This is a genomic window from Streptomyces iranensis (assembly GCF_017874715.1).
Lineage (GTDB): Bacteria > Actinomycetota > Actinomycetes > Streptomycetales > Streptomycetaceae > Streptomyces > Streptomyces iranensis.
The window spans coordinates 37,016-52,693 of sequence record NZ_JAGGLR010000005.1; the positions used below are offsets into that span (position 1 = coordinate 37,016).

General features: G+C 73.1%; 14 protein-coding genes. 7 read left to right on the forward strand and 7 right to left on the reverse strand.

From position 1 onward, the window contains the following. Positions 1-3 precede the first annotated feature (3 nt). From J2Z30_RS10325 to J2Z30_RS10345, 5 genes are all read left to right on the forward strand, one after another. Positions 4-2,070: a S9 family peptidase gene (locus tag J2Z30_RS10325; protein ID WP_044569034.1), complete on the forward strand. Its 2,067-nt coding sequence runs from the start codon at positions 4-6 to the stop codon at positions 2,068-2,070. Then, positions 2,067-2,810 carry a 4'-phosphopantetheinyl transferase family protein gene (locus J2Z30_RS10330; RefSeq protein ID WP_052701299.1) on the forward strand — a complete coding sequence of 248 codons (744 nt, stop codon included), beginning with the start codon at positions 2,067-2,069 and terminating at the stop codon, positions 2,808-2,810. Before J2Z30_RS10325 ends, J2Z30_RS10330 begins: the two co-directional genes overlap by 4 nt. After that, complete coding sequence (locus J2Z30_RS10335; RefSeq protein ID WP_044569033.1) at positions 2,803-3,357, forward strand: GNAT family N-acetyltransferase; 555 nt, start codon at positions 2,803-2,805, stop codon at positions 3,355-3,357. Before J2Z30_RS10330 ends, J2Z30_RS10335 begins: the two co-directional genes overlap by 8 nt. A gap of 252 nt (positions 3,358-3,609) precedes the next feature. Beyond that, a complete protein-coding gene (locus tag J2Z30_RS10340; protein WP_044569032.1) occupies positions 3,610-5,790 on the forward strand; it encodes a DUF5107 domain-containing protein in 2,181 nt (726 codons plus the stop codon). A 587-nt stretch (positions 5,791-6,377) separates the two neighbouring features. Then, complete coding sequence (locus J2Z30_RS10345) at positions 6,378-6,821, forward strand: hypothetical protein (protein WP_044569029.1); 444 nt, start codon at positions 6,378-6,380, stop codon at positions 6,819-6,821. A 32-nt stretch (positions 6,822-6,853) separates the two neighbouring features. Here J2Z30_RS10345 and J2Z30_RS10350 read toward each other — a convergent pair whose 3' ends face one another. From J2Z30_RS10350 to J2Z30_RS10370, 5 genes are all read right to left on the reverse strand, one after another. Continuing rightward, entirely contained in the window at positions 6,854-7,204 is a 351-nt protein-coding gene (locus tag J2Z30_RS10350; RefSeq protein ID WP_044569028.1) for a VOC family protein, read from the reverse strand. Positions 7,205-7,227: 23 nt separating this feature from the next. Next, positions 7,228-8,037 carry a class I SAM-dependent methyltransferase gene (locus J2Z30_RS10355; RefSeq protein WP_044569027.1) on the reverse strand — a complete coding sequence of 270 codons (810 nt, stop codon included), beginning with the start codon at positions 8,035-8,037 and terminating at the stop codon, positions 7,228-7,230. Between the two features lie 205 nt (positions 8,038-8,242). After that, complete coding sequence (locus J2Z30_RS10360; protein WP_044569026.1) at positions 8,243-8,593, reverse strand: CBS domain-containing protein; 351 nt, start codon at positions 8,591-8,593, stop codon at positions 8,243-8,245. A gap of 162 nt (positions 8,594-8,755) precedes the next feature. Then, positions 8,756-9,139, reverse strand: coding sequence for a DUF2795 domain-containing protein (locus J2Z30_RS10365; RefSeq protein ID WP_044569025.1), 384 nt, complete (start codon positions 9,137-9,139; stop codon positions 8,756-8,758). A 101-nt stretch (positions 9,140-9,240) separates the two neighbouring features. Then, positions 9,241-10,410: a baeRF2 domain-containing protein gene (locus J2Z30_RS10370; protein WP_044569024.1), complete on the reverse strand. Its 1,170-nt coding sequence runs from the start codon at positions 10,408-10,410 to the stop codon at positions 9,241-9,243. 362 nt (positions 10,411-10,772) lie between these two features. On the opposite strand from J2Z30_RS10370, the gene J2Z30_RS10375 reads away from it, so the two are divergent. After that, on the forward strand, positions 10,773-11,282 hold the full coding sequence (locus tag J2Z30_RS10375; protein WP_078956564.1) for a phage holin family protein: 510 nt from the start codon (positions 10,773-10,775) through the stop codon (positions 11,280-11,282). Between the two features lie 6 nt (positions 11,283-11,288). After that, positions 11,289-11,864 carry a TIGR03086 family metal-binding protein gene (locus J2Z30_RS10380; protein WP_044569023.1) on the forward strand — a complete coding sequence of 192 codons (576 nt, stop codon included), beginning with the start codon at positions 11,289-11,291 and terminating at the stop codon, positions 11,862-11,864. A 1,140-nt stretch (positions 11,865-13,004) separates the two neighbouring features. Here J2Z30_RS10380 and J2Z30_RS10385 read toward each other — a convergent pair. Together J2Z30_RS10385 and J2Z30_RS10390 are read right to left on the reverse strand one after the other, a co-directional pair. Next, positions 13,005-15,104, reverse strand: coding sequence for a catalase (locus tag J2Z30_RS10385; protein ID WP_044569021.1), 2,100 nt, complete (start codon positions 15,102-15,104; stop codon positions 13,005-13,007). Next, a complete protein-coding gene (locus tag J2Z30_RS10390) occupies positions 15,101-15,655 on the reverse strand; it encodes a type 1 glutamine amidotransferase domain-containing protein (RefSeq protein WP_044569020.1) in 555 nt (184 codons plus the stop codon). The genes J2Z30_RS10385 and J2Z30_RS10390 overlap by 4 nt, the downstream gene beginning before the upstream one ends. Positions 15,656-15,678: the final 23 nt, after the last annotated feature.

Below are 15,678 nucleotides of genomic sequence, written 5' to 3' on the forward strand. Positions count from 1 at the left end.
ACGGTGCAGCAGCAGACGGCCGTCACGGCCCCTTACGGCGACTGGCCCTCCCCGGTCGACGCCGCGCTCGTCGCCTCCCACGACGGTCATCCGGAGTATGTGGGCACGGTCGGCGAGGAGGTGTGGTGGACCGCGCCGCGCCCCGGCGAGGGCGGCCGCCGCGCCCTGATCCGGCGGCGCACCGACGGCGCCGAGGTCCCGGTGCTGGCCCCGCCGTGGAATGTGCGCGGCAAGGTGATGGGGTACGGCGGAATGCCCTGGGCCGCGGTGGACCGCGCGGGCGGCGGCCCGCTGGTGGTCTTCGTCCACTTCGCCGACCAGCGGTTGTACGTCCATGAGCCGGACGCCCCGGCCGGGGCCGCGCCGCGCCCGCTGACCCCGCTGTCGGCGGTGGGGGAGGGGCTGCGCTGGGCCGACCCGGTGCTCCTCCCGGAGCGCGGCGAGGTGTGGTGTGTGCTGGAGGAGTTCACCGGCGCCGGGCCGACGGATGTCCGGCGGGTCATCGCCGCCGTACCGCTGGACGGTTCGGCCGCCGAGGACCGTGCGGCGGTGCGCGAGCTGACCGACGGCCGCCATCGCTTCCTCACCGGGCCCCGGCTCTCGCCCGACGGCCGGCGGGCCGCCTGGATCGTCTGGGACCACCCCCGGATGCCCTGGGACGGCACGGAGGTGATGCTGGCCGATGTCGCGGAGGACGGCTCCTTCACCGGCGCCCGGACGGTGCTGGGCGGGCCGGAGGAGTCGGTCGCCCAGATCGAGTGGGCCGAGGACGGCGCGCTGCTCGCGGCCACCGACCGCACCGGATGGTGGAATCTGCACCGTCTTCAGCCGCCGGAGGAGGCGGCCGGTGCGCGGGAACGGGCCACGGCCGGGCGGCCGGTGGAACTGTGCCCCCGCGAGGAGGAGTTCGGCGGGCCGCTCTGGAAGCTGGGCCACCGCTGGTTCGCCCCGCTGACCGGCGGTCTGATCGCGGTGCTGCACGGCCGGGGCGCGGCGGCCCTCGGCATCCTCGACCCACGGACCGGCGAGCTGGCCGATGTCCCGGGCCCCTGGACCGAATGGGAGCCGACGCTGGCGGTCAACGGCACCCGCGTGGTCGGCGTCGCGGCGAGCCCGCACAGCGGCCATGAGGTGGTGGAGCTGGACGTGTGCACCGGTCGCTCCCGGGTCATCGGCAGCGTCCACAGCGACCCCGTGGACCCCGCGTACTACCCCCGGCCGGAGGCCCGCACCTTCACCGGACCGGACGGCCGGGAGATCCACGCCCAGCTCTACCCACCGCACCATCCCGGCCACTCCGCACCGGATGGTGAGCTTCCGCCGTATGTGATCTGGGCCCACGGCGGGCCCACCGGCCGTGCCCCGCTCGTGCTCGACCTGGGGATCGCCTACTTCACCTCGCGCGGCATCGGCGTCGCCGAGGTCAACTACGGGGGCTCCACGGGCTATGGCCGCGCCTACCGCGAGCGGCTGCGTGAGCAGTGGGGCGTGGTCGACGTCCAGGACTGCGCCGCCGTCGCCGGGGCGCTCGCCGACGAGGGCATCGCCGACCGGGCCCGGCTCGCGATCCGCGGCGGCAGCGCGGGTGGCTGGACGGCGGCGGCCTCCCTCACCGCCACGGACCTCTACGCGTGCGCCACCGTCAGCTACCCCATCCTCGACCTGGTCTCCTGGGCCACCGGCGGCACCCATGACTTCGAGTCGCGCTACACCGAATCGCTGGTGGGCCCGGTCGATGAGGTGGCCGACCGCTACCGCGAGCGCTCCCCGCTGCACCGGGCCGACCGCGTCGGCTCGCCCTTCGTACTGCTCCAGGGGCTGGACGACACCATCTGCCCGCCCGAGCAGTGCGAGCGCTTCCTGGAGGCGGTCGCCGGGCGCGGCGTCCCGCACGCCTATCTCACCTTCGAGGGCGAGGGCCATGGCTTCCGCCGCGCCGATACGATGATCCGCGCCCTGGAGGCCGAATTGTCGCTGTACATCCAGACCTTCGGGCTGATCAGATCCGATGTGCCCACCCTGGAGCTGCTGAAGTCAGCGGTTCCGAACTCCACTGGAGGAGCGAGTTGACACCCCCACCGGCCCCGCGCATCGTCGGTCGTGATCCGCTGCCCACCACCGTCGCCGATGCCTGGCCGCAGGGCGGCGAGCCCGAGACCTGGCTGCTCAGCGTCTCGCGGTACACCGCGGCCATGGACGCGGGCGCGCCCGGCACGATCCTGGACGCCGAGGAGCGGGAGCGGGCCTCGAAGTTCCTGCGGGCGGAGGACCGCGAGCGCTATACGGCGGCCCATCTGGGGCTGCGGGAGCTGCTCGGCGCGTATCTGGGCATGGCCCCGGCCGATGTGCCGTTCACCCGCGAGGCGTGCCCCGGCTGCGGCGGTCCGCACGGCCGCCCCGCCGTGTCCGGCACCCCACTGCACTTCAATATGTCGCACGCCGGTGATCTGGTGCTCTTCGCCTTCGCGGGCTCCCCGGTCGGTGTGGACGTGGAGAAGCTGCAGCCCGCCTCGGTGGTCGAGCAGGTCGCCGAGAGCCTGCACCCCAAGGAGCGCGCCGAGCTGGACGCGCTGGCGGCCGCCGACCGGCCCGCCGCCTTCGCCCGCTGCTGGACCCGCAAGGAGGCCTATCTCAAGGGCCTGGGCACCGGCCTGTCCCGGGACCCGGCGGTCAACTATGTCGGCACCGGGCTCTCCGCCGTGCCGGTCGGCCCGTGGGCGATGACCGACATCCCCGTGGACGGGGCCATATCCGGGAGCTCCGGCTATGCGGCCGCCATGGCGCTGCTGACATCATCGCCGCATGCCTGACGTCCGGTACGTCGCCGAGGGAACCCGGGCCGCCATCCGCCACACCCGCCGCGAGGACGCCGCGGAGTTCACCAGGCGCGCCCGGGAGAGCATGCCGTTCCACCGCCCCTGGCTCACCCTCCCCACCTCCGAGTCGGCCTTTCAGCACTACATCGCCCAGCTGGAGCGCGAGGACCGCGAGGGCTTCCTGGTCCATGCCCTGGAGACCGGTGACATGGCCGGATTCATCAACATCAACAACATCGTGCGCGGCGCCTTCCAGTGCGGCTCGATCGGCTATGGCGCCTTTCCGCCCGCCGCCGGACAGGGCTATATGTCCGAGGGGCTCGGGCTCGTACTGCGCCATGCCTTCGGGCCGTTGGGGCTGCACCGCGTCGAGGTCAACATCCAGCCGGGCAACAAGGCGTCGATCGGGCTGGTGAAGCGCCATGGCTTCCGGTTGGAGGGGTTCTCCCCCGACTTCCTCTACATCGAGGGCGCCTGGCGCGACCACGAGCGCTGGGCCATGACCAGCGACATGCTGAACCAGCGGACCGACCCTGGCTGACGGTGCCGGGTGCCGCCCGACGGGCCGGGTGCCGCCCGACGGTGCCGGGGGTTGGCGACGTTACGGGGTGCCGCCCGACCTTGCCGGGGCCGGGGCCGGGGCCGGGTGCCGGGTGCCGGGGGCCGGTGCGGCTGACGGGTCACCATGATCGGTCCGAAGCGGCTCTGTTCAGCGGGCCCGTCCGCGTTGTTCCATGGTCATCGGACGGTCGCCGCACCGAGGTGACCCAAGGCAGTCGGAACGAGGCAGCCCGTGGCCACGAGCGTGCGACGTACCACCCTGACCCTTCCCACCGCCCCCGTGGGGCCCGACAATCCCCTGCCCGCGCTGCGCCCCCTCGACGAGGTGCACCGCGTGGACGACCGCACCCGGGCCACCCTCCCCACCGACATGGCCCGTCAGGTCGCCTACGCACCACTGCGGTCGGTGCTGCCGGTGCGGCTGCGCGACGGCTATGGCCGCGACCGCGCCCCCGCCGCGCTCGACGCCATCGTCCTGGAGAACGGCCGGCTGCGGGCCACGGTGCTGTCCGGGCTCGGCGGCCGGGTCCACTCACTGGTCCACAAGCCGACCGGCCGTGAGCTGCTGTACCGGAACCCGGTGCTCCAGCCCGCCGACTTCGCCCTCAACGGCGCCTGGTTCTCCGGCGGGATCGAGTGGAACATCGGCGCCACCGGCCACACCACGCTGTCCTGCTCACCCCTGCACGCCGCCCGTGTCCCCGCCCCCGACGCCGCCGAGGGGGGCGCGATGGTGCGGCTGTGGGAGTGGGAGCGGCTGCGCGATCTGCCCTTCCAGGTGGATCTGTGGCTGCCCGCCGACTCCGCGTTCCTCTACGTGGGCGTCAGGATCCGCAACCCCCACCACCTTCCCGCCCCCGTCTACTGGTGGTCCAACATCGCGGTCCCCGAGGACGAGCACACCCGCGTCCTCGCCCCCGCCGACGACGCCTGGCACTTCGGCTACGCCCGCACCCTCAGCAAGGTCCCGGTCCCGGAGTGGGACGGCGCCGACCGCACCTATCCGCTGCGCGGCGACTACCCCGCCGACTACTTCTACGAGGTGCCCGACGGCGCCCGCCGCTGGATCGCCTCGCTCGACGCCGACGGCGGCGGCCTCGTCCAGACCTCGACCGATCTGCTGCGCGGCCGCAAGCTCTTCGTCTGGGGCGCGGGCCCCGGCGGACGGCGCTGGCAGCAGTGGCTGACCGAGCCCGGCACCGGCGGCTACGCCGAGATCCAGGCCGGGCTCGCCCGCACCCAGCTGGAGCACATCCCGCTGGAGGCCGGGGAGGAGTTCGCCTGGCTGGAGGCGTACGGCCCGCTGACCGCCGATCCGGCGGCCGTCCACGGCGCGGACTGGGCCGCCGCCCGCCGCGAGACCGAGACCCGGCTGGAGGCGGCACTGCCGCGCGACGAGGTCGACGCGGCCTACGCCGCCTGGCGCCCGTACGCCGACGCGGAACCGGCGGAGCGCCTCGCGACCGGCTCCGGCTGGGGCGCGCTGGAGATCGAGCGCGGCGGATTCCAGCTGCCCGGGACGCCGTTCGACCCGGACACGCTGGGGGAGGAGCAGGAGCCGTGGCGCCGGTTGCTGCGCACGGGGGCCCTGCCCGACTGGGAGCCGGGCCCCTCCCGGGCCGACCCCGGCGCCTCCGTGGTCGCGCCCGCGTGGCGCGACCTCCTCGAAGCGGCGCCTTCGACCGCCGCCGCCGAGTACCACTTGGGCGTCGCCCAGTGGCACGCGGGCGACCGGGCCCAGGCCGAGCGCAGCTGGGAGCGGTCGCTGCGGTGCGCGGAGACGCCCTGGACGCTGCGCTGTCTGGCCGTCGCCGACACCGCCTCCGGCCATCCGGCGCGCGCGGCGGAACGGCTGCTGCGCGCCGTACGGCTCCTCCTCACCTCGGCCGCCGCCCCGGAGCCCGAGGCGCCCCCGGTGCTCGAAACGGCGGGAACGGGGCAGGGCACGGCGCAGCGGGAGGGCGCGGCGCAGCGGGAGGGCGCTGGGCAGGGGGCGGCCGTCTCAGTGGCCGCGCCGCCCGTAGCCACCGACCCGCTCGCCCTGGAGACGGCCGAGGCGGCGCTCGGCCGGGAGGCGATCCTCGTGCTGCTCGCGGCCGACCGCGCCGACGACGCACGAGCGGTCCTCGACGCACTGCGCCCCGCCATCCGCGCACGGGGCCGCTTCCGGCTGCTGCGCGCCCGGGTCCTGCTGGCCCAGGGCGACGCCCTGGCCGCCCGCGCCGTCTTCGACGAGGGTTTCGAGGTCTGCGATCTGCGCGAGGGCGACGAGGCGTTGAGCGACACCTGGTACGCGATCGTGGAACGGCTGGCGACCGGCACCGAGGACCCACTCACCGAGGAGGCCCGCGCCCGGACCCACGCCGACCACCCCCTCCCCGCCCACTACGAATTCCGCATGCGCCCCGCCTAGCGGGCCTACGGCCCGCAGGTGGTCTGCCCGGGACGCGCCCACCTGGCGAGCGGCCCGACCCGGCCGCGCCCGCAGGCGTCCTGTGCCCGGGAAGTGGTCTGGTCCGTGCGGTGGCCTGCCTGGCCGGTGTGTGCGCGTGTAGTGGGACCTTGGCCGGGTCGCGGCCGCGCCCTGCAAGTGGTCTGGGTGCAAATGGGTGGCCTGCTGGGTCGGCTCGCGGGTGGTCTTGCCTGGAGGCGGGTTTGACCGGGTCGCGCCCGCAGGCGGTCCCGCGGAGGCGGGGCGACCTGGGGTGCGCCCGCAGGCGTCCTGCGCCCGCAGGCGTCCTGCGCCCGCAAGCGCTCTGTGGCCCGCATCGGTGACCGCTGACCGCTGTGCGCCCGCGCGGCGAGCTCGGGTTGCCCGGGTTGCGCCCGTCGGTGGCCCGCGCCCCGCAGGGCGCTTGGCGGACTGACGGGCCCGTGCCCGCGTGGCGGGCCCACGGCTCGCAGAGGGCAAGCCGGGTCGCATCCGCATAGCGATCCCCCATGGCGGGCACCCGGGCACGGACGTCGGCATGGCGCATCAGCGGAAAGGAACCGCGTACCGTGAGGACACCGCATGATCCTGGGGCGGATCCGGAGGATGAGGGGATTCCCGATCTGCAGGACGGGACGCCCGAGCAGCAGTGGGCCGAGGATCCTGAGCAGTTGCCCGTGGCCGGGGACGAGCCGACGATCGCCGTATACCGGGACACCACGAGCGCGGAGACGCGTGAGCGGGAGTCGCTCGACGAGCGGTTGACCGATGAGGAGCCGGAGGCGGGGGAGCCGGTCGGCGCGATGGCGGAACCGGCGGGGTTGCTGCACGACGAGCCGGACCCCGATGCCCCGCGTGAGCAGGACGTCTACTCCCAGGAGGGCTCGATCAGCGGGCTGTCCGCCGAGGAGGAGGCGGTCCGGATCAAGAGCGATGAGCTCCGGGATGTGGACGATCTCTACGAGGAGGTCGACGACGAGGAGGCCATCGTGGATCCGGGACCGCCCTCCTGACGGGTCTGCCGGACGGTGTGTTCACGGGCGGGTCACGCCGGGTTCCGGTCGACGTACTCGAAGATCGAGCCGTCGGGGTGGCGGGCCACCAGGGTGCGGCCCACGGGGGCGGGCAGCGGCCCGGCGACGATCTGCCCGCCGACCGCCGTGAGATCGGCGATCGCCTCGTCCACGTCCTTCACCGCGATCGTCGCCGTGATCTTGCGGAGAATCGACATCTCCGACTCCGGCCCGCTCATCAGGAAGAAGCAGCCGACCGCCGCGACCTCGACGGGGCCGCGCTGGAAGCGCACCGCCTCGGCTCCCGTCAGCTTCTCGTAGACGGCGATCGCCGAGTCCAGGTCGTCGACGCACACGCGGAGTGAAGTCCCCAGAATATCCATGCGGGCGAGCCTAGTTGAACTGCTCAGACGCGGCAGAGGATCTCACCGTGCAGGACGGCGAACCAACCGTCCGGGGCCTCGCCCCACGTCCGCCACGCCTCCGCGATCGACCGCAGCTCCTCCTCCGTGGCATGGCCGCCGTCCACCGCGAGCCGGGCGTAGGAGGAGGCGACCGTGCGGTCCGCCCACAGCCCGCTCCACCACGCCCGCTCCTCCTCGGTGGCGTAGCACCACGCCGTGGCGGTCGAGGTGATGTCGGTGAACCCCGCCTCCAGGGCCCAGGAGCGCAGCCTGCGACCGGCGTCCGGCTCACCGCCGTTGGCCCGCGCGACCCGGTGGTAGAGGTCCAGCCAGCCGTCCAGCCCGGGGACGGACGGGTACCAGGTCATGGTGGCGTAGTCGGAGTCGCGCACCGCCACGATGCCGCCCGGCGCGCACACCCGCCGCATCTCGCGCAGCGCCCCCACCGGGTCGCCGACATGCTGCAGCACCTGATGGGCGTGGACCACGCAGAAGGAGTCGTCGGCGTGGTCCAGCGCGTGGACGTCGGCGACCGCGAAGGAGACGTTGGCCAGCCCGCGCTCGTCGGCCACCGCGCGCGCCCGCTCCAGGATGGCGCCCTCGGCGTCGACGCCCGTGACCTGCCCCTGGGGAACCAGCTCCGCCAGGTCCGCGGTGATGGTGCCGGGGCCGCAGCCGATGTCCAGGATCCGCATATGGGGCCGCAGATGGCCGGTGAGATACGCGGCGGAGTTGGCAGCTGTGCGCCAGGTGTGCGAGCGCAGCACCGACTCATGGTGGCCGTGGGTGTAGACGGCGGCGTCCTTCGGCATGGCGGAACTCCCCCTTCGGGACCGGTGAACGGGTGACTCCACCGTAGAAGGCATCTCGCATCACGAGAAGAACCGTCTCAGTATGCGAGCAGTTGCCAGGGCGCCGAAGGGGCGGTGGGGAGATGAACCCCACCGCCCCTTCGGCGGAATGTGACGCGGAAACGGCGATGCGGAAACGGCGATGCGGGAGTTCAGGGCGGCTCCGTCACATGGGCGGTCCCGTCACATCGCCCCGGCTGATCACGCCCAGCGCACGCCCCGCCTCGACCACCGGGAGCCGCCCCACCGCATGCCGCCGCATCAGCGCGGCAGCCTCGGCCACCTCCTCGTCCGGCCCGATCGTGACCGGGTCCGGGGTGCATACGGCATTGCAGGTGACGGCGAGGGGGTCGATGCCCTCGGCGACCGCGCGGAGGGTGATGTCGCGGTCGGTGAGGACGCCGAGCACCTCCCCCTCGCTGGCGACCAGCACATCGCCGATGTCCTGTGCGCGCATCAGCTGCGCGGCTTCCACCAGCGATGCGTCGGGGCGTACCCAGATCGCGGGCCGCGTCATGACCTCCCGCACGGGGCGCGTCGGGTCGCGAGGTGGGTCCTGGGACACTTGTCCACCTCCCCTTCCTGGGCGATGTGCTGGGGATGTGCTGCCCGCAGTACCCAGCCGGGGCGGGGGGTATGCGCGACGGATACGCGTCGTCCGCGATCCCTGAGCGATCCCCTACGTGCTCGGGTGCAGCCCCAGCGCCGAGACCACCTCCTGCACCGTGTGGAACGTCTGATCCGTGGGCAGTTCCTCGGCCAGAGCGATCAGCCCGTCCGGTGTGTGCCGGTCCTCCAGGACGCGCAGCAGCCCCTCACGATCCGCCGGGAACGAGGTGCGTCCCAGCCGGCGGGCGAACTCGAACCGCACCGCCTCGGCCTCACCGGTCGTCCCCCGCGCCGGGACCGGCCCCAGGGCGACGTCCGGGTCGTCGTCGGCGCCCGGCTCCGGGTCGTGCCACTCCTCGGCGCGGGTCGGGTGCCCGGAGCGGATCAGCCCCTGGAGCTCATGCTTCATCTCATCGTCCTTGTGGACGCTCAGCCGGTCGCTGCCTCGCTGCATGTCGGTCCCCTTCCTCAGCGGGTCCGTGTGGCTCCCGGGTCGGTCATCTCCCGGGATATGTCAATTGGCGTCCGGGACGGTCAAATCCGCTCCCGGGATGTTCAATTCGCGCCGCCCTCGTACGGCCAGCGGAGCAGTGCGCCGAGGCCGCCCACCGGGGTGTCGTCGCCGTTCGGCTCCGCCCCGGCCGGTGCCACCGTCAGCGCTTCGGCGCCGGTGGCCACGGCCGAGCGGATCAGCGCGTCGTCGGCGCGGGCCGGGTACGGCCTGGTGTCGCCCAGGTACTGGACATCGGTGCGGCGCAAGGCCAGCTGGTCGGGTTCGGTGCCCACCCATACCTCGCGGTACAGATCGGGCCCGTCCGGGCGTATCAGCAACGAGCCTATGCGGTGCTCACGCGCCGCGTCGACCAGCGCCGGAACCCCCTCGGCGGCCTCCACGCGCCCACCGGATGGCATCCGGCCGGCCCGGAACCGCTCCAGCGCCTCCTCGCCGCGCTCATGCGCGCACCGGGCGCGCGCCTCGTCCACCTCCTGGTCCAGCAGCCGGGCGGCGTGGCTGCCGGGCGGGGCGGAACCGGGGGCGCGGCCCCCGCGTGCGGTCTCCACCGCCGCCGAGCGCAGCTCCTTGGGCAGCTGCTCGTGGACCGCGCGCCGCTCGCGCCGATCCCCGGCCAGCACCACCAGATCCGCGCCGGTCTCCTGCTGGCAGGCGCCCAGCTCATCGGCGATCAGCGCCGCGTTCCGCTCCCAGGTGTTCTCCGTCTTGAGCTGGAAGTGGCGCTCCGACCAGTCGCCGGTGGCGGTCCGGTGCACCGGCCACTGCCGTCCCTCCACCGAGCCGACCCGGTCGCCGCCGTGTGCGTCACGCAGCTCGACGTCCGCGCCGGTGCGGTCGATGTACGCCACCAGGCAGGACGGGTCCTCGCCGGTCAGTTCCAGCAGCGGTCCCACATGTGGAAGCGCCGACCAGCACGGGGGCTCGCTCATCGGCGGCGGGGTCAGTAGCGGGGTGTCGAGGACCACCTCACCGGCCGTGGCGAAGACGGCCCACCCGGCCGGTCCCGCGCCGGGCGGCAGCGCGGCCAGCCTCTCGTACACCGCACGGCAGGTGGCCTGGTCGGCGCCCTGCCCTTCCAGTCGGCGGCTCGCCTCGCGGGCGGCGCGTTCCTGCTCCTCGGCCGCGGACTCGTCCGGGTGTGTGGTGTCGAAATAGACACTGGCCCAGGGGCCCGGACGGTCGTAGAGCGGTTGGAGATGTCCGAGTCGCATGTACTCCCTCCAGATTTCGCGTCCCCCACGCGTACCCATGACGACGGCGTCGACACGAAGTCGTCGGGACGATTGGGGCCGACGTTCGAAGCCGCGGTTCGAAGCCGCGGTTCGAAGCCGACGTTCGAGCCGGCGTTTGGGGCTCGTGGGGGAGGGGGACCCGTTGTGCGGCCGAGCGGCCCGTAGGGAGTGAGGAGCGGCGCCGGACACGGGACATCAGGGGCCGGGTCCGGCGCCGTGGCCTGCCGAAATGCCCTGCGGAAGTGCCCTGCGGAAGTGCCCGCGTACCCGTGGTCTGTCCGTGTTGACGAGGAGCAGTTGAGGACTGTTAACGAGGGTGGGGCACGGGTACCCGGCGGCGCATGACTGATAAATCGGCCTATCCGAAGGCGGGCATACCCTCGGCCGGGGACCTGGCGGAGCCGGTCGCACGAGCCGTCCGCGAAGAGGTCCGCCGGGAGCTGCGTGAGCAGTCCGGGCGGCGCGCGGTCCGCCTCTACGGGGGCGCGGCGGCGGCCGCGCTCTACGCGGGGGGCGCGCTCACGGCGTGCCTGGTGCTGCTGTTCGCGTTGGCGCTTCCGGGGTGGGCGGCGGCGCTGGTCGTGTTCGCGCTGCTGCTGGTGGTGGCGGGGTGGCTGAAGAACGCGGCGGGGCAGGGGGTGGGGCGGCGGCCCGGTGCGCCTTCGGCGCCCTCGGCTCCTTCCGGGCCTTCCGCCTCTTCGGGGCCCGTGGCTCCTCCCGGTCCTTCTGGCGGTCCTGCCGGGCCTGCCGGTGGTCCTGGTGGTCCTGGCGGGCCCGGTGGTCCTGGCGGGCCCGCCGCGCCGGGGCCGGGTGCGCCTCCTCAGCCTCCTCATCCTCCTCACACGGGGTGATCGCCCATGGCGGAGAATCCGCTGCTGACCAGGCACGGCGAGGCGCTGGACCTCTTCACCGAACGGGTGCACGCGATCCGGCCCGATCAGTGGGACGACCCGACGCCCTGCACCGAGTGGACCGTACGTGACCTGGTGAACCATCTCGCGGTCGAGCAGATGTGGGTGCCGCCGCTGGTCCGGGAGGGGGCGGGCGCCGGCGAACAGAGCGACGCGCTGGAGGGCGACCTGCTCGGTGACGACCCCGTCGCCACGTGGGACGTGGTTGCGACCGCGGCGCGGGACGCCTTCCGCGAGCCGGGGGCGCTCGACCGGATGGTCGACCTCTCGTACGGGGAGAGCCCCGCAACGCATTACTGCGCGCAGATGACGGCTGACGCGGCGGTGCACGCGTGGGATCTGGCTCGGGCCATTGGGGCGGATGAGCGCATTCCTAAGCCGTTGGTGGACTTTTCGGTGCGGGAGGTCGCGCCGTACGCGGCGGATTTGGAGGAGAGCGGGCTGTTTGCGGCGCCGGTTGAGCCTCCGGCGGGGGCGGATGCGCAGGCTCGGCTCCTGGCTCTGCTGGGCCGTGAGCCGTAGGCAGTTCCCCACCCCGCCCCTTCCCGAAAGCGGGGGCTCCGCCCCCACACCCCCGCGGGGCTCCGCCCCGAACCCCGCTCCTCAAACGCCGGAGGGGCTGGATTTGGGCCCCCCGCCCCGAACTCGACTTCTCAAACGGCGGAGGGGCTGGATTGGGGCACCCCGCCTCGAACCGGGCTCCTCAACGCCGGAGGGGTTGGATTGGGGCGCCCCGCCTCGGACCTGGCTCGTCATACGGCGGAGGGGTTGGGTTGGGGCGCCCCGTCCCGGGCCCGGCTTCTCATACGGCGGAGGGGCTGGGTTGGGGCGCCCCGTCCCGGGCCCGGCTTCTCATACGGCGGAGGGGTTGGATTGGGGCCTCCGCCCCGGACCTGGCTCCTCATACGGCGGAGGGGCTGGATTGGGGCACCCCGCCCCGCGTCCCTGCGGTCGTCACACAGCCCCGACGACAGGGACCCCTGCCGCAGGGCGGCCCGCGCCGACGTGGCCGACGTGGCCCGAGGCCGGAGCGTGCCGAGCGAGCGAACGTGGCCGGGATCCGAGTGCGCCCACGGGCGGACGTGGGCCCGGGAGCTGGATGTGCCTATACGCGCGGGGGAGGTCCGGCCCTGGGCGGGTCCTCAAAGCGCGGATGCGGCCCCGGGGCCGGGGCGTCGCGAAGGAGCGAACGTGGCCGGGGGCCGAGTGTGCCCACACGCGAGCTGGACCTGCCCGCGCGCGGGCAGGATCCGGCCGGTCGGGTGGGTCCCCAACGCGCGGGCAGGCGCGGCCTGGGCCTGGGCGTACCGAAAACGAGCGAACGTAACCCGGGCTCGGGCGGGCCCACATGCGACCGCCCGAGCCCGGGTGTGCCGAATGCGCGGACGTGGCCCACGGCGGGTGTGCCCACGCGGCGGGCCGCCCCTGCCCCGCCGGGCCCGCTCCAGTGGGCTTCCGCTCCGTCGGGCCCACGCGCGCCAGCGCACCCGCCCCCGCACGTGCCAACGGAGCGGGTGGGTGTGGGTGTGGGTGTGGGTGTGGGTGTGGGTGTGGAGGGTGTGGAGGGTGTGGAGGGTGTGGGCGGAGGCGAATTCCGGCCGCACCCTCCGCACCCGCACCAACACCCCCACCCGCATATCGGCCCACCGCGCCCCGCGGAATTCAGCAGCGGACCCGGGGCCGGTCCCAGTGGCGGTGGGCGGCTATGGCTTCGGTGAAGGCTTGGGTGAATTCCTCGCTTGCCGTGCCCGTCGTCGTGTCCGTGACGACGCCGCGGTCGGTGCAGACGTGGCCGTGGCCGGAGGCGATGTGGAGGCCCTCCGGGTCGAGGGAGGAGAGGATGCCGACGCCGGAGCCGAGCGCCGCGATGGGTTTGCCGTGGCGGTAGGCGTCGCGGACGAAGCGCATGGCCTCGCTGTCGGAGGCCAGGCCGGGGGTTCCGGTGGGGCCGCCGGGGAGGAGGACGGCGTCGTAGAGGACGGAGGCGACTGTGGGGAGGGCGCGGTCCACCGCGTAGCCGTTGCCGTCGGCGCCGCGGACCTTGCCGTCGTGCGCGGCGAGGGCCTCGACGATGGCGCCCTGGGCGGTGAGGGCCTCTTGGGCCTGGGTGAGCTGGCCGGTGTCCACGCCGTCCATGACCAGTACCGCGATCTGGCGGGTGCGGATCGAGCCGTCGCCCTGGAGGTTCTCGAAGCTCAGCGCGGGCGAGGCCTGCGGCTTGTGGTTGTTGGCGCCGGGTTCCGGCAGCGCCACGCCGATGCCCTGGGCCACCTGCGAGGCCAGGTCGTAGTCGACCTGGGCCAGCTGCTCGACCGTGCGCTCCCGCACATGCACCGCGCCGACCTTGCCCAGCTCGAAGCGGAAGGCGTCGACGATATGGTGCCTCTCCCAGTCGCTCATGCTGTTCCAGAACAGCGCGGCCTGGCTGTAGAAGTCCTTGAAGGACTCGCTCCGCTTGCGGATCTTGTGGCCCTCGACCCGCTCCGCGTAGTGCGAGAAGGCGTAGCCGTCCGCCCCCGCGAGGGCCGGGCAGCCGCCGCCGAGTGAGTTGGGGGAGTAGTTCGTCCCCCTGTGGATCATGGACTGGTGGTAGCCGTCCCGCTGGTTGGTCCGGGCGGGGGCGACCGGCTGGTTGACCGGGAGCTGCGAGAAGTTGGGCCCGCCCAGCCGGATCAGCTGGGTGTCCAGATACGAGAAGTTCCGGGCCTGCAGCAGCGGGTCATTGGTGAAGTCGATGCCGGGGACCACGTTCGCGGTGTGGAAGGCCACCTGCTCGGTCTCCGCGAAGAAGTTGTCCGGGTTGCGGTTCAGGACCATGTGGCCGATCGGCCGCACCGGCACCTGTTCCTCCGGAATGATCTTCGTGGCGTCGAGCAGATCGACCTCGAAGTTGAACTCGTCCTCCTCCGGGATCAGCTGCACCCCCAGCTCGTACTCGGGGTACTGACCCGCCTCGATCGCGTCCCACAGATCGCGCCGGTTGAAGTCCGGGTCGCGGCCCTGGCACTCCTGCGCCTCGTCCCACACCAGCGAGTGGACGCCCAGTTTCGGCTTCCAGTGGAACTTCACAAAGGTGCCGTGGCCCTGGGCGTCCACAAAGCGGAAGGTGTGCACCCCGAAGCCCTGCATCATCCGGTAGCTGCGCGGAATCGCCCGGTCCGACATCAGCCACATCATCATGTGCATGGTCTCGGGCTGGAGCGAGACGAAGTCCCACAGGGTGTCATGGGCGGAGGCACCGGTCGGGATCTCGTTCTGCGGCTCCGGCTTGAGCGCGTGCACGAAGTCGGGGAACTTGATCCCGTCCTGGATGAAGAAGACCGGCATGTTGTTGCCGACCAGGTCGTAGTTGCCTTCCGAGGTGTAGAACTTCGTCGCGAAGCCCCGCACGTCCCGCACCGTGTCCGCCGAGCCCCGGGGCCCCTGCACGGTGGAGAACCGCACGAAGACCGGGGTGCGCACGGACGGATCCTGGAGGAAGGCGGCGCGGGTGAACTCCGCGCAGGACTCGTACGGCTCGAAGTAGCCGTACGCGCCCGCGCCCCGCGCGTGCACCACCCGCTCCGGGATGCGCTCATGGTCGAAATGGGTCAGCTTCTCGCGGAAGTGGAAGTCCTCCATCAGGGTCGGGCCGCGCTCGCCCACCGTGAGGGAGTCATCGGTGTGGTCGACGGCCACGCCCTGGTCGGTGGTCAGCGGCCCTTCGGCGGGGTCGGGCGCGCGGTACATGTCGCGCTGCCGCTCCTTGCGGTCCTCCGTCATCGTGCCGATCCCTTCGTCGTCTTCGCGAACTCCTCCAGGAACGCCTCGCGGAACGCCTTGAGATCATCCGGCTTACGGCTGGTGATCAGGGCGTTGGGGCCGCCCGTGCAGACCTTGACCTGCTCGTCCACCCAGGTCCCGCCGGCGTTGGTGATATCGGTGCGCAGACTCGGCCAGGAGGTCAGGGTGCGGCCGCGTACGGCATCGGCCTCCACCAGAGTCCAGGGGGCGTGGCAGATCGCGGCCACCGGCTTGCCCGCGTCGAAGAACCCCTTGGCGAAGGCGACGGCCTTGTTGTCCAGGCGCAGGAAGTCGGGGTTGGCCACCCCGCCGGGCAGCACCAGGGCGTCGTACTCCTCGACCGTCGCGTCCTTCACGACCTGGTCGACCTCGAAGGTGTCCGCCTTGTCGAGATGGTTGAACGCCTGGATACGGCCGGGCTTGGTGGACACCAGACGGGGGGTGCCCCCGGCGTCCCGGACCGCCTGCCAGGGGTCGGTCAGCTCGACCTGTTCCACGCCTTCCGGGGCGACGAGAAAGGCGACCTTCATTGCTGCTCACGTCCTTCCGGTCT

Coding starts and splice junctions, on each gene's coding strand:
- J2Z30_RS10360 (WP_044569026.1), bottom strand. CDS start 8,593: ATGACGCGGCCCGCGATCTGGGTACGCCCCGACGCATCGCTGGTGGAA.
- J2Z30_RS10350 (WP_044569028.1), bottom strand. CDS start 7,204: ATGGATATTCTGGGGACTTCACTCCGCGTGTGCGTCGACGACCTGGAC.
- J2Z30_RS10380 (WP_044569023.1), top strand. CDS start 11,289: ATGGCGGAGAATCCGCTGCTGACCAGGCACGGCGAGGCGCTGGACCTC.
- J2Z30_RS10370 (WP_044569024.1), bottom strand. CDS start 10,410: ATGCGACTCGGACATCTCCAACCGCTCTACGACCGTCCGGGCCCCTGG.
- J2Z30_RS10385 (WP_044569021.1), bottom strand. CDS start 15,104: ATGACGGAGGACCGCAAGGAGCGGCAGCGCGACATGTACCGCGCGCCC.
- J2Z30_RS10355 (WP_044569027.1), bottom strand. CDS start 8,037: ATGCCGAAGGACGCCGCCGTCTACACCCACGGCCACCATGAGTCGGTG.
- J2Z30_RS10390 (WP_044569020.1), bottom strand. CDS start 15,655: ATGAAGGTCGCCTTTCTCGTCGCCCCGGAAGGCGTGGAACAGGTCGAG.
- J2Z30_RS10375 (WP_078956564.1), top strand. CDS start 10,773: ATGACTGATAAATCGGCCTATCCGAAGGCGGGCATACCCTCGGCCGGG.
- J2Z30_RS10365 (WP_044569025.1), bottom strand. CDS start 9,139: ATGCAGCGAGGCAGCGACCGGCTGAGCGTCCACAAGGACGATGAGATG.
- J2Z30_RS10335 (WP_044569033.1), top strand. CDS start 2,803: ATGCCTGACGTCCGGTACGTCGCCGAGGGAACCCGGGCCGCCATCCGC.